The 22973-nt window shown below is 59.9% G+C and carries 23 protein-coding genes; 12 read left to right on the top strand and 11 right to left on the bottom strand.

Going from position 1 to position 22973, the window contains the following annotated elements; genetic code table 11:
• The first annotated feature begins 36 nt into the window (after positions 1-36).
• Positions 37-267 (top strand): hypothetical protein, encoded by a 231-nt coding sequence (locus MF4836_RS27645; RefSeq protein ID WP_020294658.1) that lies wholly within the window; start codon positions 37-39, stop codon positions 265-267.
• A gap of 15 nt (positions 268-282) precedes the next feature.
• On the opposite strand, the gene MF4836_RS27640 is transcribed toward MF4836_RS27645, so the two are convergent.
• Both MF4836_RS27640 and MF4836_RS27635 read right to left on the bottom strand, forming a co-directional pair.
• On the bottom strand, positions 283-564 hold the full coding sequence (locus tag MF4836_RS27640) for a hypothetical protein (RefSeq protein ID WP_043228295.1): 282 nt from the start codon (positions 562-564) through the stop codon (positions 283-285).
• Positions 565-699: 135 nt separating this feature from the next.
• Entirely contained in the window at positions 700-888 is a 189-nt protein-coding gene (locus MF4836_RS27635) for a hypothetical protein (protein ID WP_078473010.1), read from the bottom strand.
• Between the two features lie 280 nt (positions 889-1168).
• Here MF4836_RS27635 and galU point away from each other — a divergent pair, with 280 nt between their 5' ends.
• Together galU and gorA are read left to right on the top strand one after the other, a co-directional pair.
• Positions 1169-2008 (top strand): UTP--glucose-1-phosphate uridylyltransferase GalU, encoded by an 840-nt coding sequence (galU, locus tag MF4836_RS27630; RefSeq protein WP_078473009.1) that lies wholly within the window; start codon positions 1169-1171, stop codon positions 2006-2008.
• 132 nt (positions 2009-2140) lie between these two features.
• The gene (gene gorA, locus MF4836_RS27625; RefSeq protein ID WP_078473008.1) at positions 2141-3499 is read left to right on the top strand and encodes a glutathione-disulfide reductase; all 1359 of its coding nucleotides are present in this window, start codon (positions 2141-2143) and stop codon (positions 3497-3499) included.
• Here gorA and MF4836_RS27620 read toward each other — a convergent pair.
• Complete coding sequence (locus MF4836_RS27620) at positions 3496-4512, bottom strand: DNA-binding protein (RefSeq protein WP_078473007.1); 1017 nt, start codon at positions 4510-4512, stop codon at positions 3496-3498. The genes gorA and MF4836_RS27620 overlap by 4 nt on opposite strands.
• A gap of 176 nt (positions 4513-4688) precedes the next feature.
• Between MF4836_RS27620 and MF4836_RS27615 the strand changes: the two genes are divergently transcribed.
• From MF4836_RS27615 to ahpF, 3 genes are all read left to right on the top strand, one after another.
• On the top strand, positions 4689-5627 hold the full coding sequence (locus MF4836_RS27615) for a site-specific integrase (protein WP_102047947.1): 939 nt from the start codon (positions 4689-4691) through the stop codon (positions 5625-5627).
• Between the two features lie 138 nt (positions 5628-5765).
• Positions 5766-6329 carry an alkyl hydroperoxide reductase subunit C gene (gene ahpC / locus MF4836_RS27610; RefSeq protein ID WP_020294651.1) on the top strand — a complete coding sequence of 188 codons (564 nt, stop codon included), beginning with the start codon at positions 5766-5768 and terminating at the stop codon, positions 6327-6329.
• 120 nt (positions 6330-6449) lie between these two features.
• Positions 6450-8015: an alkyl hydroperoxide reductase subunit F gene (gene ahpF / locus MF4836_RS27605; protein WP_078473005.1), complete on the top strand. Its 1566-nt coding sequence runs from the start codon at positions 6450-6452 to the stop codon at positions 8013-8015.
• Positions 8016-8087: 72 nt separating this feature from the next.
• On the opposite strand, the gene gloA is transcribed toward ahpF, so the two are convergent.
• The gene (gene gloA, locus MF4836_RS27600) at positions 8088-8609 is read right to left on the bottom strand and encodes a lactoylglutathione lyase (protein ID WP_078473004.1); all 522 of its coding nucleotides are present in this window, start codon (positions 8607-8609) and stop codon (positions 8088-8090) included.
• Positions 8610-8807: 198 nt separating this feature from the next.
• On the opposite strand from gloA, the gene MF4836_RS27595 reads away from it, so the two are divergent.
• Positions 8808-9335, top strand: coding sequence for a DUF4946 domain-containing protein (locus tag MF4836_RS27595; protein ID WP_078473003.1), 528 nt, complete (start codon positions 8808-8810; stop codon positions 9333-9335).
• A gap of 255 nt (positions 9336-9590) precedes the next feature.
• Here MF4836_RS27595 and MF4836_RS27590 read toward each other — a convergent pair whose 3' ends face one another.
• The 3 genes from MF4836_RS27590 to MF4836_RS27580 all read right to left on the bottom strand — a co-directional run bounded on the left by MF4836_RS27590 (position 9591) and on the right by MF4836_RS27580 (position 12727).
• Positions 9591-9953, bottom strand: a complete 363-nt coding sequence (locus MF4836_RS27590) for a histone-like nucleoid-structuring protein, MvaT/MvaU family (RefSeq protein ID WP_020294647.1) — start codon at positions 9951-9953, stop codon at positions 9591-9593.
• 242 nt (positions 9954-10195) lie between these two features.
• Positions 10196-11734, bottom strand: coding sequence for an EAL domain-containing protein (locus MF4836_RS27585; RefSeq protein ID WP_078473002.1), 1539 nt, complete (start codon positions 11732-11734; stop codon positions 10196-10198).
• 105 nt (positions 11735-11839) lie between these two features.
• The gene (locus tag MF4836_RS27580; protein WP_078473001.1) at positions 11840-12727 is read right to left on the bottom strand and encodes a LysR family transcriptional regulator; all 888 of its coding nucleotides are present in this window, start codon (positions 12725-12727) and stop codon (positions 11840-11842) included.
• Between the two features lie 78 nt (positions 12728-12805).
• Between MF4836_RS27580 and MF4836_RS27575 the strand changes: the two genes are divergently transcribed.
• The 3 genes from MF4836_RS27575 (at position 12806) to hpaR (ending at position 15662) form a co-directional block, all read left to right on the top strand.
• Positions 12806-13753, top strand: a complete 948-nt coding sequence (locus tag MF4836_RS27575; RefSeq protein ID WP_078473000.1) for a DMT family transporter — start codon at positions 12806-12808, stop codon at positions 13751-13753.
• Positions 13754-14020: 267 nt separating this feature from the next.
• Positions 14021-15097 (top strand): 4-hydroxyphenylpyruvate dioxygenase, encoded by a 1077-nt coding sequence (gene hppD / locus MF4836_RS27570; RefSeq protein WP_078472999.1) that lies wholly within the window; start codon positions 14021-14023, stop codon positions 15095-15097.
• A 142-nt stretch (positions 15098-15239) separates the two neighbouring features.
• Positions 15240-15662, top strand: a complete 423-nt coding sequence (gene hpaR / locus MF4836_RS27565; RefSeq protein ID WP_020294642.1) for a homoprotocatechuate degradation operon regulator HpaR — start codon at positions 15240-15242, stop codon at positions 15660-15662.
• Between the two features lie 93 nt (positions 15663-15755).
• Here hpaR and rarD read toward each other — a convergent pair whose 3' ends face one another.
• From rarD to MF4836_RS27550, 3 genes are all read right to left on the bottom strand, one after another.
• The gene (gene rarD, locus MF4836_RS27560) at positions 15756-16637 is read right to left on the bottom strand and encodes an EamA family transporter RarD (RefSeq protein ID WP_078472998.1); all 882 of its coding nucleotides are present in this window, start codon (positions 16635-16637) and stop codon (positions 15756-15758) included.
• A 219-nt stretch (positions 16638-16856) separates the two neighbouring features.
• Positions 16857-17870: an aldo/keto reductase gene (locus MF4836_RS27555; RefSeq protein ID WP_078472997.1), complete on the bottom strand. Its 1014-nt coding sequence runs from the start codon at positions 17868-17870 to the stop codon at positions 16857-16859.
• A 239-nt stretch (positions 17871-18109) separates the two neighbouring features.
• On the bottom strand, positions 18110-19423 hold the full coding sequence (locus tag MF4836_RS27550; protein WP_078472996.1) for an MFS transporter: 1314 nt from the start codon (positions 19421-19423) through the stop codon (positions 18110-18112).
• A 180-nt stretch (positions 19424-19603) separates the two neighbouring features.
• Between MF4836_RS27550 and MF4836_RS27545 the strand changes: the two genes are divergently transcribed.
• Together MF4836_RS27545 and MF4836_RS27540 are read left to right on the top strand one after the other, a co-directional pair.
• Positions 19604-20740, top strand: coding sequence for a sugar diacid recognition domain-containing protein (locus MF4836_RS27545; RefSeq protein ID WP_078472995.1), 1137 nt, complete (start codon positions 19604-19606; stop codon positions 20738-20740).
• 182 nt (positions 20741-20922) lie between these two features.
• A complete protein-coding gene (locus MF4836_RS27540) occupies positions 20923-22068 on the top strand; it encodes a glycerate kinase (RefSeq protein ID WP_078472994.1) in 1146 nt (381 codons plus the stop codon).
• Positions 22069-22163: 95 nt separating this feature from the next.
• Here MF4836_RS27540 and hpaI read toward each other — a convergent pair whose 3' ends face one another.
• On the bottom strand, positions 22164-22964 hold the full coding sequence (gene hpaI / locus MF4836_RS27535; protein WP_078472993.1) for a 4-hydroxy-2-oxoheptanedioate aldolase: 801 nt from the start codon (positions 22962-22964) through the stop codon (positions 22164-22166).
• Positions 22965-22973: the final 9 nt, after the last annotated feature.

Genomic DNA, 22973 nt, shown 5'->3' with positions numbered 1-22973 from the left:
CTATGCTTTGGCGGCATTGTCTTTTTGGGAGCAGGCATGAAGCGTGAGCAAGTAAGGGAGCGGCATGCAGAGGGTAATATCTCTGCGACCCATGTGATTCAAAATCCGGCGAATTCGGGAGAGTGGATCGTTTTTTTCAAGAAGAGCGCCGGGCGCAGCTATTTCCTGGTGGATGACAACGATGAGGTCGAGTCATTCTCGCGGCTGGACGAACTGGTCGAGACGATCCGTGGCCTGGGTATCAAGTTCGCCGAGATTCATATGTAGGCCGGCAGGTGCCGGTTATTTGCACACCACCACCACGCTGCGGCTCTTGAAGTTGCCGACATCGACGCCCAGGGTCTTTTCACTCTCTTTCAGAGAGGGCGTGCCTTCAGTGCCGACGATTCGGTAGCCCGTGCCCGCACAAGAGGCGTCAGCCTTCTCGTAGCAGCTGGCCCAGGAGCTGGCTTCGCCGGAGCAATCGATGCTCAGGCCTTGTTCGCCGTTTGCCAGGTAAGTGTTGGAGGCCGTCGCGCATCCACTCAGAGCCAATACAGCGGTCAGTGCCAAAAGTCTGTTCATGTAGGTTGTCGTCATTCAAGAGTAGGGGCGGCGCGGTTGCCGAGGCCAAGGTGCAATGCCATAGCCAACGGCCATTACGGTACAGACAATCAAAAAGCCCTGCTAGTTGCAGGGCTCGATGCGGTTATTGCGGGCTCAGGGCTTGGCGTTGCGCCGCCGGGCCGGGGGCGGAGGCTGATCCTGCAGGACTGAAGCCACTTCAATCGCCAATGCTTCGGAGGCGAACGGCCCGGCGATGTTTTCGCCGTTGCTGCTGGTCACCCACCATTGGCCGTCTTGCGCTTTACTGATCAGGTAACCGTTTATGCTTTTTGCTGCCGACATCTAGAGGTCTCGTGAGCGGGATCAAGGGCGTAATCATAGCGGCAAACGCCCCTCAAGGGCGTGGCATTTAACGCTCGGGGCAACAGGGGAATGTTCTGAAACTTCCTCCGGCCAGGGCGGCGGCGATTTACCTGGGGAGCGATCTGCAGGATGCTGTGGAACTATCTGCTTGAATATTTCTCTATGATGGCAGCGGTTAGCCAGCGCGGGGCATTGTAAGGTGCTCGCCGCCTGATTAGACTGCGCCGAACTCGTAAGCACAGCCCTTTTAAGGACTCATATGATCAAGAAATGCTTGTTCCCAGCAGCCGGTTACGGCACTCGCTTCCTGCCAGCGACTAAGGCCATGCCTAAAGAAATGCTGCCAGTGGTGAACAAGCCACTGATCCAGTACGGCGTTGAAGAAGCGCTGGATGCCGGATTGAACCAAATCTCCATCGTGACCGGTCGCGGCAAGCGCGCCCTCGAAGACCACTTCGACATCAGTTACGAGCTGGAAAACCAAATCAAGGGCACCGACAAAGAGAAATACCTGGTCGGTATCCGCAAGTTGCTCGACGAGTGCTCGTTCTCCTACACCCGTCAGACCGAAATGAAAGGCCTGGGCCACGCCATCCTCACCGGCCGTCCACTGATTGGCGACGAACCTTTCGCCGTGGTCCTGGCGGATGACCTGTGTGTGAACCTTGACGGCGACGGCGTGCTGACCCAGATGGTCAAGCTGTACAAGCAGTTCCGCTGCTCGATCGTGGCCATCCAGGAAGTCGACCCGCAGGAAACCCACAAGTACGGCGTAATCGCCGGCGAAATGATCCGCGACGACATCTACCGCGTACACAGCATGGTCGAGAAGCCAAAGCCGGAAGACGCACCGTCGAACCTGGCGATCATCGGTCGTTACATTCTGACCCCGGACATCTTCGACCTGATCGAGCAAACCGAACCAGGCAAGGGCGGCGAAATCCAGATCACCGACGCCCTGATGAAGCAGGCGCAAAACGGCTGCGTGATGGCCTACAAGTTCAAAGGCAAGCGTTTTGACTGCGGTGGCGCCGAAGGCTACATCGACGCAACCAACTTCTGCTTCGAGAACTTCTACAAGACTGGCAAGGCTTACTGATAGCCCTGGCGGGACCCTGTACTGAAAAGCCACCTTCGGGTGGCTTTTTCGTTTTCTACCCCGATGTTAAATGCACTGCGCTGACCGTATCGATAACTGCGGTTATGCTGTCAGCCTGCCTGGGAGAGTGAAATGGCCTACGATTTTGATCTTTATGTAATTGGCGCCGGTTCCGGCGGTGTGCGCTCGGCGCGGTTTGCCGCAGGTTTTGGGGCGAAAGTCGCCGTGGCCGAGAGTCGCTATCTGGGTGGCACCTGCGTCAACGTCGGCTGTGTGCCGAAGAAGCTTCTGGTGTACGGCGCACACTTCGCCGAAGACTTCGAGCAGGCCCAAGGGTTTGGCTGGACCCTGGGTGATGCGAGCTTTGACTGGCCAACCCTGATCGCCAACAAGGACCGGGAAATCCATCGCCTCAACGGGATTTACCGCAATCTGCTGGTCAACAGCGGTGTCACCTTGCACGAGGGCCACGCCAAACTGATCGATCCCCATCAGGTGGAGGTCAATGGCCAGCGCTACACCGCCAAGCACATCCTGATCGCCACGGGCGGCTGGCCGCAGATCCCGGATATTCCGGGGCGCGAACACGCCATCAGTTCCAACGAGGCGTTCTTCCTCAAGGAGCTGCCAAAGCGTGTCCTGGTCGTCGGGGGTGGTTACATCGCCGTCGAGTTTGCCGGGATTTTCCACGGCCTTGGTGCGGACACCACGTTGCTGTATCGCGGCGAGCTGTTCCTGCGGGGCTTCGATGGTGCGGTGCGCAAGCATTTGCAGGAAGAATTGACCAAGCGCGGGATGAACCTGCAGTTCAATTCGGATATCAAGCGGATCGACAAACAGGCCGATGGCAGTCTGAGCGTCACCCTCAAGGATGGTCGAGAGCTGGTGGCCGACTGCGTGTTCTATGCCACGGGGCGGCGGCCGATGCTCGACAACCTGGGCCTGGAAAATACCGGGGTCAAGTTGGATGAGCGTGGCTTTGTCGAGGTTGATGAGCAGTATCAGAGCGCCGAGCCCTCGATCCTGGCCATTGGCGATGTCATCGGCCGCGTGCAGCTGACGCCCGTAGCCTTGGCCGAAGGTATGGCTGTGGCGCGACGCCTGTTCAAGCCTGAGCAATATCGTCCGGTGGATTACCGGATGATCCCTACCGCCGTGTTCAGCCTGCCCAACATCGGTACGGTCGGCCTGACCGAAGAGCAGGCGCGGGAGGAGGGGCACGAGGTGCAGATTTTTGAAAGCCGTTTCCGGCCGATGAAACTGACCCTGACCGAATGCCAGGAGCGCACCCTGATGAAGCTGGTGGTGGATGCCAAGACCGATAAGGTCCTGGGCTGCCATATGGTCGGGCCCGACGCGGGTGAGATCGTTCAGGGGCTGGCCATTGCCTTGAAGGCTGGCGCAACCAAACGCGACTTCGACGAAACCATCGGCGTGCACCCGACTGCCGCCGAAGAGTTCGTCACCATGCGTACCCCAGTCGGCGCCTAAGCGTTCGGCGGTGGTTCCTGTGCATCTGGCTGTGCCTTGTGTGGCGTGGCCAGACGCAGGGCTTCAAGGCCGGCCTCGGCCTTGGTCGCGCGCAATTCCAACTCCTTGTTGCTGCGGGCCTGCTCTTCAGCTTGCTGCTTGAGTGCGTGGCTCTCCAGAAGGGCTACGCGCAGGCGTTCCTGAAGCAGCGTCCGGTCGCTGTCCATGCGGCCTGATTGCTCCAGCAGTTGCTCAATCCGCGCATCACTCTTCTTCGCCTGCTCCTGAGTCTGCTTCAGCTCTTTTTGAGTGGCGCGGTTCTCATTGAACAGTCGCTCATTGTCTCGATGCAGTTGGGTGATCTCATCCTGGCGAACCAGTGCACTTTGCTGTGCCTGGCGCAGCTCCATCTGGACCTGTTGCAGCTGCCCTTCGTGACGTCGCTGCTCCTGTTCGCGCTGATCCTTCACCGCGCTGCGGTAGTGCTCCAGCGCGTCACGGGCATGCAGGTGCTTGTCTTCCAGGGAGCTGATTTGCTGGTCCTTGTCATTCAGGCGCAGTTCGAAATCACTCAAGGCCTGGTTCAGGCCAGCATTGCGGGTCTGTTCGCTCTGTAGCGTGGAGCGAGTGCTGAGCAGGGTGGCGCTCTCATTCGCCAGTGCTACGCCTTGAACGTCCAGTTGCTGCTGCAGTTGAGCCCGTGTGTTTTCAGCTTCTGCGAGACGCTCTTCGAGGGCCAGCCTGTGCGCCGCAAATTGTGCCTGGGCCTGCTCGATGGGCTCCTGAGCTTGCTCTCGCAGACGCTCTGCGAGGCGCGTAACCAGCTGTGCCAGTTCGTCCTCAAGCTCCTGGGGCGGGGTGCCCGTGCGTGCAACCCCGTCATCCAGCTCCTTCAAATAACGATGAATAGTGGTTTTTGAGCCGGTATTGCCCATTTCGATGCGTACTGCGTCGATGCTCGGGTGCTCGCCGCGCGCGAGGATCGCCAGGCGTGCCGTTTGCACCACCGCTTTATTTATGCCGCCGCGAGCCATGTGCTCTCCTACGATTTCGTGTTGTGGTATGTACCATGTAATTACATACAATATAGCGCATTATTTTAATAAAATCTTTTACGTTAATGACATGGGATATAGTGGTATTACCCCGTGTCAGTAGCGATTTACGCTTTTTTTCTCGAGTTTCCGTACGTTTAGAGCGAAGCATCCCCATGAGTGAGCTGGATCGTTACCTGCAAGCCGCGACGCGTGACAACACGCGGCGCAGCTATCGAGCCGCCATTGAACATTTTGAGGTGAGTTGGGGTGGTTTCCTGCCCGCCACCAGCGACAGTGTGGCGCGCTATCTGGCGGCCTATGCCGGTGAGTTATCGATCAACACGCTGAAGCTGCGGCTCTCGGCCCTGGCGCAGTGGCATAACAGCCAGGGTTTTGCCGATCCGACCAAGGCGCCTGTGGTGCGGCAGGTGTTCAAGGGGATTCGCGCTTTGCATCCAGTCCAGGAAAAACAGGCCGAGCCTTTGCAGTTGCAGCATCTGGAGCAGGTGGTCAACTGCCTCGCCCTGGAAGCTCGGCAGGCGATTGTCGATGAGGACACGCCGGCCCTGTTGCGTGCCCGACGGGATACGGCGCTGATTCTTCTTGGCTTCTGGCGCGGCTTTCGCAGCGACGAGTTGTGTCGTTTGCACGTCGAGCACGTGCAGGCCATTGCCGGTTCCGGCATCCGTGTGTACGTGCCGCGCAGCAAGAGTGATCGAGAGAACCTCGGCAGGACCTACCAGACACCGTCGCTGCAGCGGCTATGTCCGGTGCAGGCCTATATCGAGTGGATCGCCAGCGCGGCGTTGGTGCGTGGTCCGGTTTTTCGCAGCATCGATCGCTGGGGCAATCTGAGCGAGCAGGGGCTGCATGCCAACAGCGTGATCCCTTTGTTGCGCCAGGCGCTGGAGCGGGCCGGGATTGCGGCCGAAGGCTACACCAGCCATTCACTGCGCCGCGGGTTTGCGACCTGGGCTCACCGCAGTGGCTGGGATCTGAAGTCCTTGATGAGTTATGTCGGCTGGAAAGACGTGAAGTCAGCCATGCGCTACGTCGAGGCCAGCCCTTTCCTGGGCATGGCCCGTCTCGAAGAAAAACCGGTCGAACAGTAGATTCGGGTTTCTTCTATTAATACAGTCCGCTGATAGTCAAAACCAATCGGTAGCATCAGGTTTGCCAATGAGCGCATCGGCGGCGGGTTGGCTAAGATTCTCCCCATCAAGTTTTCAACCACTGACGGAGAGTCAACGATGCCTATCATCAACAGCCAAGTTAAACCGTTCAAAGCAACCGCATTCAAAAACGGCGCATTCGTCGAAGTGTCGGACGCCGATCTGAAAGGCAAATGGTCTGTCGTATTCTTCTACCCAGCTGACTTCACCTTCGTTTGCCCAACCGAGCTGGAAGACCTGGCCGACAACTACGCCGAATTCCAGAAACTGGGCGTCGAAATCTACAGCGTCTCGACCGACACCCATTTTGCCCACGCTGCCTGGCACAACACTTCGCCAGCCATCGGCAAAATCCAGTACACCATGATCGGTGACCCAACCCTGACCATCTCCCGCAACTTCGACGTACTGATCGAAGAAGCAGGTCTGGCTGACCGTGGCACCTTCGTGATCAACCCTGAAGGCCAGATCAAAATCGTCGAAATCAACGATGGCGGTGTAGGCCGTGACGCATCCGAGCTGCTGCGCAAGATCAAGGCCGCTCAATACGTTGCCGCCCACCCAGGCGAAGTCTGCCCAGCCAAGTGGAAAGAAGGCGAGGCCACCCTCGCTCCATCCCTGGACCTGGTCGGCAAGATCTAAGTCCGTGAAGCACCTCAGGGCGGGTTTTACCGCACCTTAAGTAAGCTGCACCGCCCTCAAAACGCCCGGGCGACCTTCGCTCGGGCGTTTTTTTTACCGAATTAAAAGGAAATCGCCCGTATGTTGGACGCCAATCTTAAATCTCAGTTGAAGTCATACCTGGAACGGGTCACCCAGCCGATCGAGATCGTAGCCTCCCTCGACGACGGTGCGAAATCCCAGGAAATGCTTGAACTGCTCAAAGAAGTTGCCAGTCTTTCGAGCCTGATCACTTTGCTCGATAACGGTACCGATGCGCGCAAGCCTTCGTTCTCGTTGAACCGCCCGGGAAGCGATATCAGCCTGCGTTTTGCCGGTATCCCAATGGGCCACGAATTTACTTCGTTGGTGCTGGCCTTGCTGCAAGTTGGCGGTCACCCTTCGAAAGCCAGTGCTGAAGTGCTGGAGCAGATTCGCTCGTTGAAGGGCGAATTCAATTTCGAAACCTACTTTTCGCTGTCCTGCCAGAACTGCCCCGACGTGGTCCAGGCACTGAACCTGATGGCGGTGCTGAACCCGAATATCCGCCACGTGGCCATCGACGGCGCGCTGTTCCAGGACGAGGTCGACGAGCGTCAGATCATGGCCGTCCCCAGCGTGTACCTGAACGGCGTGAACTTCGGCCAGGGCCGCATGGGGCTTGAGGAAATCCTCGGCAAGATCGACACCAGCGCGATCGAGAAACAGGCCGAAAAAATCAACGCCAAAGACGCCTTTGACGTGCTGGTGGTCGGCGGTGGCCCGGCGGGCGCCGCAGCAGCAATCTACGCGGCTCGTAAAGGCATCCGCACGGGTGTCGCCGCCGAACGTTTTGGCGGCCAGGTGCTGGACACCATGGCCATTGAAAACTTCATCTCGGTGCAGGAGACCGAAGGCCCGAAACTGGCTGGAGCCCTGGAAGCCCACGTTCGTCAGTACGATGTCGACATCATGAACCTGCAGCGCGCCAGCGCCCTGATCCCGGCAAGCGAAGTGGGCGGGTTGCATGAGGTGCGCTTTGAAAGCGGTGCCAGCCTCAAGGCCAAGTCGCTGATCCTGGCCACCGGTGCCCGCTGGCGTGAAATGGGTGTGCCGGGCGAGCAGGAGTACAAGGCCAAGGGTGTGTGCTTCTGCCCGCACTGCGACGGCCCATTGTTCAAAGGCAAGCGCGTAGCAGTGATCGGCGGTGGCAACTCTGGGGTTGAAGCGGCCATCGACCTGGCGGGTATCGTCAGTCACATGACCTTGCTGGAATTCGACGGCAAGTTGCGCGCCGATGCGGTGCTGCAGCGTAAGCTGCACAGCCTGCCGAACGTCAAGGTCATCACTAGCGCCCTGACCAGCGAAGTGAAGGGCGACGGCCAGAAAGTCACCGGCCTGGTCTACAAGGACCGTGATTCGGGTGAGTTCAACACCGTCGAGCTGGAAGGGATCTTTGTCCAGATCGGCTTGCTGCCCAACACGGACTGGCTCAAAGGCACTGTCGAGTTGTCGCCACGGGGCGAGATCATCGTCGACGCTCGCGGTGAAACGTCTCTGCCCGGGGTGTTCGCTGCCGGTGACGTCACCACGGTGCCGTACAAACAGATCGTGATTGCGGTAGGCGAGGGGGCCAAGGCATCTCTCAGTGCTTTCGACCACTTGATCCGGACCTCGGCTCCGGCGTAAAGCGGTGACGCAAAAAACAAAACCCCATGAGCCAGGCTCATGGGGTTTTTATTTGCCCGTTAAAACGAGTTGCTACAGCGGGGCCGGCTGGATGATTTCGACCCAGTAGCCGTCCGGGTCCTTGATAAAGGCCAGGCTTTTCATGCGGCCATCGGTCAGGCGTTTCTGGAAGTCGCAGCCCAGTGTTTCGAAACGCTCGCAGGCGGCAACGATGTCCGGTACCGAGATGCAAATGTGGCCAAAGCCGCGAGGGTCAGTGTTGCCATTGTGGTAGGCGAAATCCGGGTCGTTTTCGGTGCCGTGGTTATGGGTCAGTTCGAGAATCCCCGGGATCGACTTCATCCATTGGGTACGCGCTGCGGCGTCAGCCGGGATCTGCGCCTTGTCCACCAGGGCCAGGAAGTACAGGCTGAATTCAGCCTCGGGGAAGTCGCGTTTTTCTACCAGCGAGAAGCCCAGGACACGGGTGTAGAAATCCAGGGATTGAGTGATGTCCTTGACCCGCAGCATGGTGTGGTTGAACACAAAGTTGGCGGTGGCGGAGTCAGGCTGGGCGGTAACGCCAGGGAAAGTATCAAGTTCGTGCAGGCTCATGGGCCCTCCGGAAAAAAGTGGGGCAAACGGCGCTCGGGCAAACGAGCGGTGCCTTGGCTTGCGATGATTCAGGCATCCTTGGGATGCGCAATGATACGCAACAGCCGTCCTTGGCGCCAAACCCAAAGCTCCTGATCTATTGCCCAATCCTGGCGTCACCTGCAAACTTTGAGACCCGTTTCTCAGGTATTGCTGACAATGCCCTTTTTCGTAAAAGCCGCCGCCCTCACATGCAGCCTGCTGCTCTGCGCCCTGGCCCAGGCTGCGGAGCCGGTGATTGCCTGGCCCAGCGGGTGGCAAGTGGAGGCGTTGCCCGAACAGCCGGCCGAACCGAGTTCAAAAGTCTCTCGTCAGCGCGCAGTGAAAAATGATGCCGGCGGCACCCCGGTACTGGTTATGGAGTTGACGATGACGGAGGTTGAAAGTGGTCATGCAGTGAATCTTCAAGGTGTGCTGCTGGAGATGCGCAAGTCAGTGCAAAAGGACTTTGCACAAGGTGGCTATCAAAGTGTGTGCAATCGGATTCATGAAGCGCAATTGAGTCGCCTCTCTGCTCTTGAAACCACCTGCACCATTACTCAGAACGGTCGGCATGTGTTGTCGCAAACACTGGTGGCGGCGTTGGATGCCGATAAGGCCTATGTACTTTCTTACGCTGGCCAGGCGACGGCTTATGCAGAGAGTCAGGATGAAATACTCGCTACCCGAAATAGCTTGAAACTTTAACCTTGCTCTTGGCAGGGTATTTCCATTGGCAGAGAATGCTCCGCATCCATGACAACGAATTAAGCACAAAGTTATGGGGTGGCTCTTGTGCAATGCGCGTGATCTGGAACGCAGGTGCCGATTCTCGCCAAACCTTATTGCGGATGCTTGAGGTTGTGAATATTTAGCCTGTTGTAACTAATGCAATTGGCTATAAACGAAACTGCTAAAAAGCAAAGGCCCCGCCAATGCGGGGCCCTGGTGACCGAAGCGTTGTTAACCGCGTAGCCAGGAATCTACAGTGGCAGCGCCATACTCTTCTTTCCAGGCTTTGAGCCCGCGATGATTGCCGCCCTTGGTTTCAATCAGCTCACCGGTGTGTGGATTCTGATAGACCTTGACCACGCGAGCGCGACGTTGTTTCGGGGCAGAGGCTGCTGGCTGGGACTTGCCCGGGTTCGGATCGAGAATCGCGATGATGTCGCGCAGGCTCTTGCCGTAGGTTTTCATCAGGCCCTGAAGTTTTTCCTCGAACTCGATTTCCTTTTTGAGCCCGGCATCGTTCTTCAGGGATTCCAGCTGCGCGAGCTGTTCTTGAAGTGCTTTTTCTGCTGCACGAAATTCAGCGAGTCTGGACAATATCTTTACTCCAATAAGGTATTTGGCTGATACCAAGCACATACAAAACGATGAGGCCAAGAGCCGTGGAACGACTCAATTTAATGACCTATCGGTGAATCTTGTACAGGCCAGAAAAATTGTAGTAGTTAACGGGGCAAGAGTAAATCATGTTGTTCTTGCAAGAATCAATTGCTAATGATGATTCAAATTGGTGCATGACAATGGCAATGCATTGTGTGTTTTTTTGCGCAAATGGCTATTTAGTGGCGCGCCAACTCAGTTAGGAATTCATCCCCCGCCATCGGTCGACCAAACAAGTAACCTTGCAGGAAATCGACGCCTTTCCCCGCCAGATAATCCCGTTGTTCTAGTGTTTCAACACCTTCGGCGACGATGCCCAAGTCCAGCTTCGCCGAGAGCTCGATGACACTGTCGAGTATATGACGCGAAAGGGCGTCAATACCGATCATGGCAACGAAGCTCTGATCAATCTTCAGATAGTCGACATTAAACTGACGCAAGTACGCCAGGCTGGAATGCCCGGTTCCGAAGTCGTCAATGGCGATCATTACCCCCAACTTGTGCAATTCTTCGAACAGTTTGTGGGTCATGGCGGTGGGTTCCACCAACTCGCGTTCGGTCAGTTCCAGCACCAGCACCACCTTGCCGGCGGGGAACTGGGCGAGAAAGTCGCGGCAGTCATCGAGCAGTTGCAGGTCATGGCAGTGGCTGGCGGTGATGTTGATGCCAATGTGAAAGTTATCGCTGAAGCTTGAGGCGTTGGGCGCCAGCAGCTGTGCGGTCTGCTGCATCAGGGAGCGGGTCATGGGTACGATCAGGCCGGAGTGCTCGGCAAACGGAATGAACAAATCCGGGCGCACCAAACCTTCCTTGGGATGCTTCCAGCGCATCAGAACTTCAAGGCCTGCCCACTGCTCGGTATCGCCACGCACCACCGGCTGGAAGTAGGGAATGAACTCCGCGGCGCCCAGGGCCCGCTGCAGCTCGTGACTGGGTGATGACGAGCGCTTTTGCCACCAGTGGCCGGCGAATCCCGAGAGAATTCCAAAGAACAGCAGCAGGCTGAACAGCGGCGGGTACTGGGCCTTCATATAGAGCCAGACATCGCCTTCGGGAAAGCCGGCGCTGACGCGGTAGGGGTAGCGCGCGGAGTCCAACTCCTGGTGGGCCACCGGCGCGGATGGCACAGGTAGCCCATGGACCTTGCCGTCCGCTGACAGCCAACTGTTACCCACTTGCAGTTTCAGGTCGGCGTAACGGCTGATCAGGCGCAGGGCGTTCGTCAGGTGATAGCCGTCGATGGTCGCCAGCGCGGAGCGCTCGCCTTGGCTCAGGCGGTAGATCAGCAGGGCAGTATCGGGTGTGATCGGGTTGCCATTCATCAACCACAACCGACCGTCGACATAGTCTCGTGGGTCCAGGGCGGCTGAAAAACGCCCGAGCAATGAACTGCAGTAGTTGTCGTTCCGCCAGACCAGGTTGGTCGAGCGCACGAACGGACGGCGTGTGACTTGGTCGCGCAACGCCAGTTGCCGGGTCTCATCGCAAGGCTCGCCAACCAGAGGCAGCAACACGCGGGCGGCGATATCGCTGTTGTCGAGCATCAGGTCGAACTGGCGGATCGCTTCCTCGGCGGTTTGCTGGCTGCTCTGGAGCAGCGCCCGCTCAGCCTGCAGGTACAGGATGATCATGCCCAGCAGCACCGGCAGCAAGCCGATGAGCAGCGTGCGCAGGGCACGGGTCGAGCGTTTCTGCGGACCTTTTACGGTCAATGGCATAGACCAAACCTATAACGGGACGGCGCCTGGACACTGGCGCCAGAAGAAGGGGGATCGCAGTGGGTACATATCGAACCCGGGTGAGGGGGAGGATAGACGGGATGCCTATTTTGCGCCCTGGGATCTTGGGTACAGGCGCTGGGCCTGCTCGATAAACGCCAGCGTCGCCGGCGATGACTGGCGCCGATCCAGCACAGCCATGCCGATCTGGCGTTTGGCTGGCTGGGTCAGGGGCCTGCGTACATAGCGCGGATCGTGCATGGTCGGCAGTGCCAGCTCGGCCACCAGGCTCACGGCCTCGGCACGGGCTACGGTTTCCAGGGTGCTGAGCAACTGCGAGTTGCGATAGCGGATGTTGGGGCTGAGGCCGGCCTGATGAAACAGCCGGGTCACCAGCTCGGCTGACCCGGCCTCGGTGAGCACGAAGGGGTCGACGCACAGCTGGGCCAGGCTGACGGCGCTTTCATTTGCCAGTGGGTGTTGAGCCGGCAACAGGGCCACCCATTGATCCTGCAACAAGGCAAAGGTATCGAAGCGCTCCTGGGGCAGCACCACGAAACCCACGTCGATGCGCCGCTCCTCGAGCCATTGCACGACCTGTCGATCCGGGCCTTCGTCGATGTGCACTTCGATGCCGGGGTATCGGCTGCGGTACTCGGCGAGAATGGCCGGCAGCAGTTTCATCGAAGAGGTTGGCCCAAACGAGCCGATGCGCAGGGTGCCGCGCTTCATGCCTCGGGCATCGGCAGCTTCCTGGTGCATGGTTGCGGCCAGGCCCAGCATGGTCCGGGCACGCAGCAATAGTTGCTGGCCAATATCGCTCAGCTCGACCTGTGCCTGATGGCGGCGAATCAGCTCCACACCCAGCTCTTGCTCCAGCGCCTTGATGGCGTGGGACACCGCTGACTGGGTGATTCCCAGGCGGCTGGCGGCCGTCGTGAAACCACGCAATTCGGCGACCAGGGAAAAAATCTCCAATTGAGTCAGGGTCATGAGTGATTGCTCATTTTACGATGATCTTTGATTAGACAAAGAATAAGCCCATCCCAGGTAAGCCGGTGCTGAAATCTTATGAAAACGTTCGACCAAACACCCTCCGGTCCTTCTGACAGAGCGGTCTATTGCAAACTCATCGCGGTCACCATGATCTGGGGCGGAACCTTCGTTGCCGGACGCCTGCTGTCAGGGGCGCTGGAGCCGCTGCTGGCCGCCAGCTTGCGATTTCTGCTGGCGAGCCTTGCGCTGTTGCTGTTTATGGCTTGCAAGCGGATCCCGCTGGTGCGGCCGAACCTGCGCCAGTGCGTGCAACTGCTGATCTTGGGGTTTTTCGGGATTTTCTTTTACAACCTGTGCTTCTTCTACGGCTTGCAGCGGATAAGCGCGTCGCGGGCGTCCTTGATCGTGGCCTTGAACCCGGCGGTGATTGCCTTGGCTTCGTGGCTGCTGTTTCGTGAGCAACTGAGTCGGCGCCAGGTTCTGGGTATCGTTGTTTGCGTACTGGGCGCCGTGCTGGTGATCCTCACTCGAGACCCGCAGGCGTTGCAGGGCACGGCCGACGGTGGGCTCGGCGACCTGCTGATCTTTGGTTGCGTGCTGGGGTGGGGCGTCTACTCGCTGTTTTCCCGAGGGCTCAACCAGAGCCTTGGGCCGCTGCACACCGTGACGTATTCGATTGTTCTGGGGACCCTCATGCTGGGTGCCGCTACCGCCCTGCGCGGCGAGCTGAATCCGCAAGCGTTACTGGACTTGAGTGCGGTGCAGAGCCTGAGTCTGCTGTACCTGGGCCTGATGGGTTCGGCGCTGGCCTACATCTGGTACTACGATGGCCTGCGCCGGATCGGCGCCACGCGCTCTGGCGTTTTCATTGCGCTCAACCCGCTGACGGCGGTGATCCTGGGGGCACTGCTGTTGGGCGAGCAGTTGACCCTGAGCATGGGCCTGGGCGCAGCCTTGATCCTGCTGGGGATCTATCAGTGCAACAAACCCCTTGCGACTTTGGGCAAAAAGCGGATTTTATAGAGATTGCGGACAAAACTATTTACGCTGTGTAGAATCTGGTTACGCATACAAGAATAATGTCTTCTGGCAGCAGAAGCCTCGCCCGCAGCCTGTAAGCAAGTCAGGGTCGAAATGAAGATACTCGGGTTCCAACTGATCTACGGTGATTTCCTCGCCCGCAGCGTGCGTGGCATCTCTTGCGCGCCACCTCCAGCCCTCAGCATTGATAGCAACTAGCAGCCCGCGACCGCGGACGTTAATTCTAAAAATAATGATGAGGCGCCAACCATGGCAGATATCTTCGAAAACCCAATGGGCCTGATGGGCTTTGAATTCATCGAATTCGCATCGCCTACGCCAAACACCCTCGAACCGATCTTCGAGATCATGGGTTTCAGCAAAGTCGCGACCCATCGCTCTAAAGACGTGCATTTGTACCGTCAGGGCGCCATTAACCTGATCCTCAACAATGAGCCCCACAGCGTGGCCTCGTACTTCGCCGCCGAACACGGTCCGTCGGTATGCGGCATGGCCTTTCGCGTCAAGAATGCCCAGCAGGCGTACTCCCGTGCTCTGGAGCTGGGGGCTCAGCCGATCCATATCGCCACCGGCCCGATGGAGCTGAACCTGCCGGCGATCAAGGGCATTGGCGGCGCGCCGCTGTACCTGATCGACCGCTACGGCGAAGGCAGCTCAATCTATGACATCGACTTCGTGTACCTGGACGGCGTCGACCGTAACCCGGAAGGGGCGGGCCTGAAGATCATCGATCACCTGACCCACAACGTGTATCGCGGGCGCATGGCCTACTGGGCCGGTTTCTACGAGAAGCTGTTCAACTTCCGCGAGATTCGTTATTTCGACATCAAGGGCGAATACACCGGCCTGACCTCCAAGGCCATGACCGCGCCGGATGGCATGATCCGTATCCCGCTCAACGAAGAGTCGTCCAAGGGCGCGGGGCAGATCGAAGAGTTCCTCATGCAGTTCAACGGTGAGGGGATTCAGCACGTGGCGTTCCTGACCGACGATCTGGTGGATACCTGGGACCGCCTGAAGAAGATCGGCATGCGCTTCATGACCGCGCCACCGCAAACCTACTACGAGATGCTCGAAGGCCGTTTGCCGAATCACGGCGAGCCGGTGGACGAACTGCAATCGCGGGGCATTCTGCTGGATGGTTCGTCGGAAGCCGGTGACCGCCGCCTGCTGTTGCAGATTTTCTCGGAAACCCTGATGGGCCCGGTGTTCTTCGAATTCATCCAGCGTAAAGGCGACGATGGCTTCGGCGAAGGCAACTTCAAGGCGCTGTTCGAATCGATCGAACGTGATCAGGTTCGTCGTGGCGTACTCGCCACCGAGTAAGCCAGTGACCGCTTGAAAACAGGCCCGATCGAAGGTTCTTCGATCGGGCTTTATTTTGCCCGGGAATTGCTGATAGTGAATGTGTTAATGTTTATTTCCGCGACGCCTAGCGTTGATTCCCAGCCTGTTGACCGACCTTTAGATGACGACGCCAAGACCTTCCCTGACCTTAACGCTGCTCCAAGCCCGTGAAGCGGCCATGGCTTTTTTCCGGCCGTCCCTCAACCAGCATGATTTGACCGAACAGCAGTGGCGGGTGATCCGCATCCTGCGCCAGAACGGCGAACTGGAAAGCCATCAATTGGCCAAGATGGCGTGCATCCTGCCTCCAAGCATGACCGGGGTGCTCACGCGCCTGGAGCGTGACGAGTACGTCAGCCGCCGCAAATCACCCGAGGACCAGCGCCGGCTGTTCATCACCCTGACTGAAAAGGGTCAGGCCTGCTTCGAGTCCATGAGTGGCGACATGGAAATCAACTACCAGAAGATCCAGCAGCAATTCGGCGAGGAGAAGATGCAGGCGTTGCTGGCCTTGCTCAACGAGCTGAAACAAATCAAGCCTTGAGTTCGCTCGGTATGTGAGGCGTTGTCTGTAGCCGCTGCCGTAGGCTGCGCCGGCCCTGACACTCGTCTCAGGGCCAAGCGTACCAAGGGCGTCTCAAGCCCGACGCTGACGCACCAGATGTTTGAACCCTTCAAACACCAACACCAGCACCGCCATCCAGATCGGCACATAGGTCAGCCACTCGCCGGCCTTGATGCTTTCCCCCAGCAGCAGTGACACCCCCAGCAGCAATACCGGCTCGACATAGCTCAGCAGGCCGAACAGGCTGAACGCCAACAGCCGGCTGGCGATGATGTAGCACACCAGTGCCGAGGCGCTGATCACCCCCAGCAACGGAATCAACAGATACAGCCAGGGCCACAGGTCGAACACCGCAAAGCCTTGTTCGCCGCTCTGTACAAACCACAGGGCGACAGGCAACAGCAGCGCCATGTCCAGCCACAGCCCGCCGAGGTTGTCTGCGGCCAGGCGCCTGCGCAGCACGAAGTAGGTTGGATAACCGATGGCCACCAGCAGCGTGGCCCAGGAGAAACTACCCACCTGATACAGCTCGTTGAGCACCCCCAGGCAGGCGAAAAACGCGGCGATCTTCTGCAGGCGCGACAGGCGTTCGCCATACACCAGGCGCCCGGTCAGGACCATGGTCAACGGCAGCAGGAAATACCCCAGGGACACATCCAGGCTGTGGCCATTGAGCGGCGCCCACATAAACAGCCATAACTGCACGCCCAACAGCCCTGACGACAGCAACAGGCCCAGCAGCAACAGCGGCTTGCCCGCCACTCGCAGCAGCACTTCGCGCACCCGGCGCCATTCCCCGGAAACCACCATGAAGACCGTCATGCACGGCACCGTCAGCAACATTCGCCAGCCGAAGATTTCCACCCCGGTCAGCGGCTCCAGCAAGGACGTGTAGAAATACATGACGGCAAACAGCACCGACGCCAGGACCGATAAAACAATACCTTTAGACACACTGTCCTCGTACGACCAGAGTCATTGAGCGAATGGAAAAAGCGGTGATGAACCGTGGGGGGAATATAGAGGGTTTGGCCCGAGAGGTTTACTCGGATTAAGCGTGGGTTACGGGAAAATATCTCGTTTGCCCGCTGCCTTCGACCAATGCCTGCGCAGAAAGAGCGAACAAGGTGGAAAAGACGGTGGCCGCTGTCAGGCAGCAGCCACCGTCGAGTATCAACTTGGGAAAGGCGTACGTCCGGAAACGAAGTGGCTGACATCGTTAAAACCAGGAGTGGAAGCGTGGCCCGGGGTCACCAGCGAATCGATAAAGGCTTCGTCTTCAGCGCTGATGCGCACGCTCAGGGCCTTGGTGTAGGCATCCCACTGTTGCTCGGTCCGTGGGCCGACAATCGCCGAACTGACGGCGGTATTGTTCAGCACCCAGGCGATGGCGAACTCGACCATGCCGACCCCGCGTTGCTGGGTGTACTGCTGAATCTGCTGGGCAATACGCAGGGATTCGACCCGCCACTCGGTTTCGAGGATGCGCTTGTCCTGGCGCCCGGCGCGGCTGGCGCTGTCTGGCGTGACGTCCGGCGCATACTTGCCGCTGAGCACCCCTCGGGCCAGCGGGCTGTAGGGCACCACACCCAGGCCATAGGCCTGGGCGGCGGTGATCTGTTCGGTCTCGGCCTGACGATTGACGATGTTGTACAGCGGCTGGCTGATCACCGGCCGCTCGATACCCAGCTCGTCGGCGAGGCGCACCACTTCGGCGATCCGCCAGCCACGGTAGTTGGACAGCCCCCAGTAGCGGATCTTGCCCTGGCGCAGCAGGTCACCGATGGCCGCCACTGTGACCTGCAACGGCGTGTTGTGGTCTTCGCGGTGCAGGTAATAGATGTCCAGGTAGTCGGTGCCGAGGCGGTTCAGGCTGGCTTCGATTCCGTTGAAAATATGCTTGCGGCTCAAGCCGCTGCGGTTAGGCACGCCGTCGGCCGGACCGAAGCCGACCTTGGTCGCCAGGATCCAGTCGTGGCGATGCCGGGCGATGGCTTCGCCGACGATCTCTTCGGAGCGACCCTGGGTGTAGACATCGGCGGTGTCGATGAAGTTGATGCCCTGGTCCCAGGCCTTGTCGATGATGCGCAGTGACTCTTCGGTACTGGTCTGTTCGCCGAACATCATGGTGCCCAGGGTCAGCGTGGAGACCTGTAGACCGGAGTGGCCGAGGAGGCGATAGCTCATGGACGAATTCCTTGTGCACGGGGTTGGAGCCAGGCGAAAGGCGCCTGGCCAGGCCGTCCATCAAATACCAGAACAATCGGCTTGGGCAAACTGAATCGGCGTTGGGAGGCTGCGGCGTGTTGGCGCGCAGAAGGGGCCAGACGGCGTTAGGGGCCGGGTGCGCGGGCATTATCCGGCCCTGGATTCGCTTGCGAGGGGGGGCGCCGGATTTGAAAAAACCCGGCGCCCCGCGTGCGCAATCAGCTGTTGCGCAGGTTGCGGGTCATGCGCAGGGCCAGCAGGCTGCCGCCAATGATCACGCCTGCCAGCAGGTACAGCGCCAGGTTGGTAGAGCCGGTGGTGTCTTTGACCCAGCCCACCAGGTACGGGCTGAGGAAACCGGCCATCTGACCCATGGAGTTGATCAGCGCGAGGCCACCGGCGGCAGCGCCGGCGCTGAGGAGTGCGGTCGGCACCGGCCAGAACATCGGCAGGCCGGTGAGGGCGCCCATGGTGGCGATGGTCAGGCCGAGGATGGCCAGCACCGGGCTGGCGGCAAAGTTGACAGCAATCAGCAGGCCGACGGCGCCCATCAGCATCGGTACCACCAGGTGCCAGCGGCGTTCTTTACGCAAGTCCGCAGAACGCCCCACCAGCAACATGAACACAGCGGCCAGCAGGTAAGGGATTGCGCTTAGCCAGCCGATGACCAGGTTGTCGCTGAACCCCAGGTTCTTGATGATCGACGGCAGCCAGAAGTTGATCGCATACACCCCGCTCTGGATGCAGAAGTAGATCAGGCCGAACGCCCAGATCGCCGGGTTTCTGAACACCGCGGCCAGTGAATCGGTGGCCGTCCTGGGTTTGCTGGCCGCGTCCTGGGCCTGGTCCGCTTCGAGCACCGCGCGCTCTTTAGGCGTCAGCCACTGGGCACTGGCGAAGTTGTCGCTGAGCAGGAAGAACGCCAGCGCGCCGAGGATCACGGTCGGTATGCCTTGCAGCAGGAACATCCACTGCCAGCCGGCAAGGCCGCCCTGACCGGCGGCGAAGTGGTTGAGGATCCACCCGGAAAACGGGCTGCCCAGCAGGCCCGAGACCGGGATCGCGGACATGAACAGGGCCATGATTCGGCCACGGCGAAAGCTTGGGAACCATTGCGAGAGGTACAGCACCACTCCCGGGAAGAAGCCGGCTTCGGCAGCGCCGGTGAACAGGCGCAGGGTGTAGAAGCCGGTCGGCGTGGTGACGAACAGCAGGCAGGTGGAGAGGGTGCCCCAGGTGATCATCATCAGCGCGATCCAGCGCCGGGGGCCAAACTTGTTCAGCGCCAGGTTGCTCGGCACGCCGCACAGCACATAGCCGATAAAGAAAATCCCGGCACCCAGGCCGTACACGGTTTCGCTGAATTTCAGGGCATCGAGCATCTGCAGCTTGGCGAATCCAACGTTGACCCGGTCGAGGTAGTTGAACAGGTAGCAGATGAAGATGAAGGGGATCAGGCGCAGGGTAATGCGCTTGTAGACGGCATTTTTGTCGTCATCGGTGGCCAGGGTAGCGGCGGCGCTCTGTGACATGGCGGGTCTCTCTTTATTATGATTTTTTGCGATGCAAGGGTAACGTTGATCGCCCTGAGAGTCTCGACCACAGCCCCGGCTGCTGTCTTTGTGCCCACGCACAGGGTTTGCAGGCTAACCCTGTGCTGCTGAACAACCCCACGGGCCTGTTGGTGGCCCGCCTTCAAGGAACACGCTGCTATGTTCGAACTGGACCATGACCTGGCACAGGATATTGTCGACCGGACGATGGCGATTCTGCCGTACAACGTCAATGTCATGGACAGCCAGGGCCTGATCCTCGGCAGTGGCGAGCCCGAGCGCATCAACACTCGCCATGAAGGCGCGCAACTGGTGCTGGCCAACGGTCGGGTGGTGGAAATCGACGCACAGACCGCCAAGCACCTCAAGGGCGTGCAGCCGGGCATCAACTTGCCCTTGCTGCATGACCAGAGGTTGATCGGCGTGCTGGGCATCACCGGCGAACCGGAACTGCTGCGCACCTACGCCGCCCTGGTGCAGATGACCGCCGAAATGCTGGTAGGCCAGCGCCATCAGCAGGCCGAACAGCAATGGCGACGCCAGCGTTGCGATGATTTGCTGGCGCTGTTGCTCAGCGATGAGGGGGATTCGCCACGGCTGGCAGACGAAGCCCAGCAGATGGGCCTCAAACCCCAGCTGGCGCGCACCCCGTATCTGTTCGAACTGGGCCTGGAACACGGTGTCGGGCAAACCGCCGAAGCCTTGAGTGCCTGGCTGATATCGCGTTACCCGGACAGTTGGTGCGTCAGCTCGGCCCAAACGTCGCTGCTCTGGTGCCGGCCCGCCACCTTGACGGTGGACAACCAGCGGCTGCTGGAAAAACTCGACGGCCTGGGTTGGAACATTTTGCGGATTGCCGTGGGTGGCCAAGCGGATGGGTTGGCCGGGTTGCGGCGCTGCTACCGGCGGGTCAGCGATTTGCTGGCTTACGGCCGAGACCTGCTGCCGCATGCCCGGTTGCTGACCCTGAACCGCTTTCGACTGCCGGTCATGCTCTGGCGGCATCGAAACGACGACGCTCTGGATGAGTTGCTCAACCCATTGCGCAAGGTGCTTGCCAAGGACGGCAATGGCCAGTTACTGGCGACCTTGCGCAGTTGGTGCGAACACGACGGCCAGAGCCAGGCCTGCGCCGACGCCCTAGGTATCCACCGCAACAGCCTGCGCTATCGCATGGAGCGCATCGCCGAACTCAGCGGCGTCGACCCCCTGCGCCTGGACGGCATGCTCGCCCTGTACCTGGGCGTGCAACTGCTGCCACACACCACCGCCCCCCAATCCCCGGAATCCCCGTAGCCGTTGCCGAACCCGCGAGGCTGCGCTGGCCAGCATCGGCGCCGCGGGATGTCATGTTTCAAGCCAGTGCTGGCCGCTGTTGTAACAATGAACAATAAAGCCCATGCACTCTTGTGCAGCGGACAGGCGTCAGCACTGTCGCCAAGTGGCAGCATGGGCCGCATAAGAACTGGAGATAGCCTATGAAAATCATCATCGCCCCCGACTCGTTCAAGGACAGCCTGAGTGCCGAAGGGGTCGCCGCGGCCATTGCCGAAGGCCTGACCCGGGTCTGGCCCGAGGCGCAGTTGGTGCTGTGCCCGATGGCCGATGGCGGTGAAGGTACGGTGGAGTCGGTTCTGGCCGCCTGTGAGGGCGAATTGAGGACCACTGCGGTGCAAGGACCGCTGGGTACTTCGGTTGAAGCGCATTGGGGTTGGTTGGCGGCAAGCCACACGGCCATTATCGAAATGGCCGAGGCCAGCGGTTTGCAGTTGGTTCCTGTAGGTCAGCGAGATGCGTGCACCAGCAGCACGTTCGGCACCGGCGAGTTGATCCTGGCCGCGCTGGACGCCGGTGCCCAGCGGATTATCCTGGCGATTGGCGGCAGCGCCACCAATGATGGCGGTGCCGGCGCCTTGCAGGCGCTGGGCTTGAAACTGCTCGACGACCAGGGCCAAACCCTGGCCCGCGGCGGCCTGGCGCTGGACGCATTGGCCCGGATCGATCTTGAAGGCCTGGACCCACGCCTGGCCCAGGTCCGTTTTGAGATAGCCGCAGACGTGAACAATCCTCTGTGTGGCGAGCACGGTGCGTCGGCGATCTTCGGCCCGCAAAAAGGCGCTTCGCCACAACAGGTGCAGCAACTGGACCGGGCCCTGGGGCATTTTGCCGATCACTGCGCGCACGTCTTGCCTCGGGACGTGCGGGACGAACCGGGCAGTGGCGCTGCTGGTGGCCTGGGGTTCGCGGCCAAGGCATTTCTCGGCGCGCAGTTTCGTCCCGGGGTGGAGGTGGTGGCCGAACTGGTAGGCCTGGAGCAGGCGGTGCGTGGCGCCGACCTGGTGATCACCGGCGAAGGCCGGTTCGATGCCCAGACCCTGCGTGGTAAAACGCCTTTCGGCGTAGCTCGGGTGGCCCGGCAGCATGGCGTGCCGGTGATTGTGCTCGCGGGCACTTTGGGCCAAGGGTATGAGCAAATGTACCAGCACGGTGTCGAGGCCGCGTTCGCCCTGGCTTCCGGGCCCATGACCCTGGAGCAGGCTTGCGCCGAGGCTCCACGGCTCTTGAGCGAGCGCGCCGAGGCGATTGCCCGGTTGTGGCGGCTGGCGGCGCAAAAGGTCAACTGAGCTGTCGATTGCGCTGAACCCGAGACAGCTTTCGCGGGTTCAGCGTTGTTTGTCGAGTCAGCGCCCATCGCACCTGGCGGGGAGCGCCAGGAACCTCAGTAAACCCCACCACCACTGGTCGGTGCGACATGGCCCTTGTACTGTCCGGCCAGGCTTTGCAGGCCTTTCATCAGGACAGTGGTGTCCACTCCGACCGCGACAAAGTGTGCCCCCAGCTCGATATAACGTCGCGCCAGTGTCGGGTCGGCACTGAGAATTCCCACTGCCTTGCCGGCCTGGCGAACCCGCCGGATTGCATCTTCTATCGCGGCAGCCACATCGGGATGCCCCGGGTTGCCGCGATGGCCCATGGCGGCCGAGAGGTCCGCCGGACCGATAAACAACCCGTCGACGCCGGCCACGGCGGCAATCGCATCCAGGTTGGCCAGGCCTTCGAGGTTTTCGATCTGCACCAGCAGGCACATCTGTTCATCGGCCTGATCCAGGTAGCCGGGGATGCTGTTCCAGCGCGACGCCCGGGCCAAAGCGCTGCCGACACCGCGCACACCTTGCGGCGGATAGCGCATGGCACGCACCAGTTGCTGCGCCTGGGCGGCAGTCTCGACCATCGGCACCAGCAGGGTCTGGGCGCCGATATCGAGTAACTGCTTGATCAGCGCAGTGTCGCCAATCGGCGGGCGAATGATGGCTTGCGACGGATAGGGCGCAATCGCCTGGAGCTGGGCGAGCAGGCTGCGCAAGTCGTTGGGGGCGTGCTCGGCGTCGAGCAGCAGCCAGTCGAAACCGGCATTGGCCGCCAGTTCGGCACAGTAGGCATTGGCCAGACCAAGCCACAGACCAATCTGTGGCTCGGCCTGGAGCAGGCGTTGTTTGAAGGTGTTGACTGGCAATTGCATGGCAGCGTC

The organism is Pseudomonas sp. MF4836 (genome assembly GCF_002018875.1).
Taxonomy (GTDB): Bacteria; Pseudomonadota; Gammaproteobacteria; order Pseudomonadales; family Pseudomonadaceae; genus Aquipseudomonas.
Note: the sequence above shows the minus strand (reverse complement) of the source record. Positions and strands in the feature narration are given on the sequence as shown.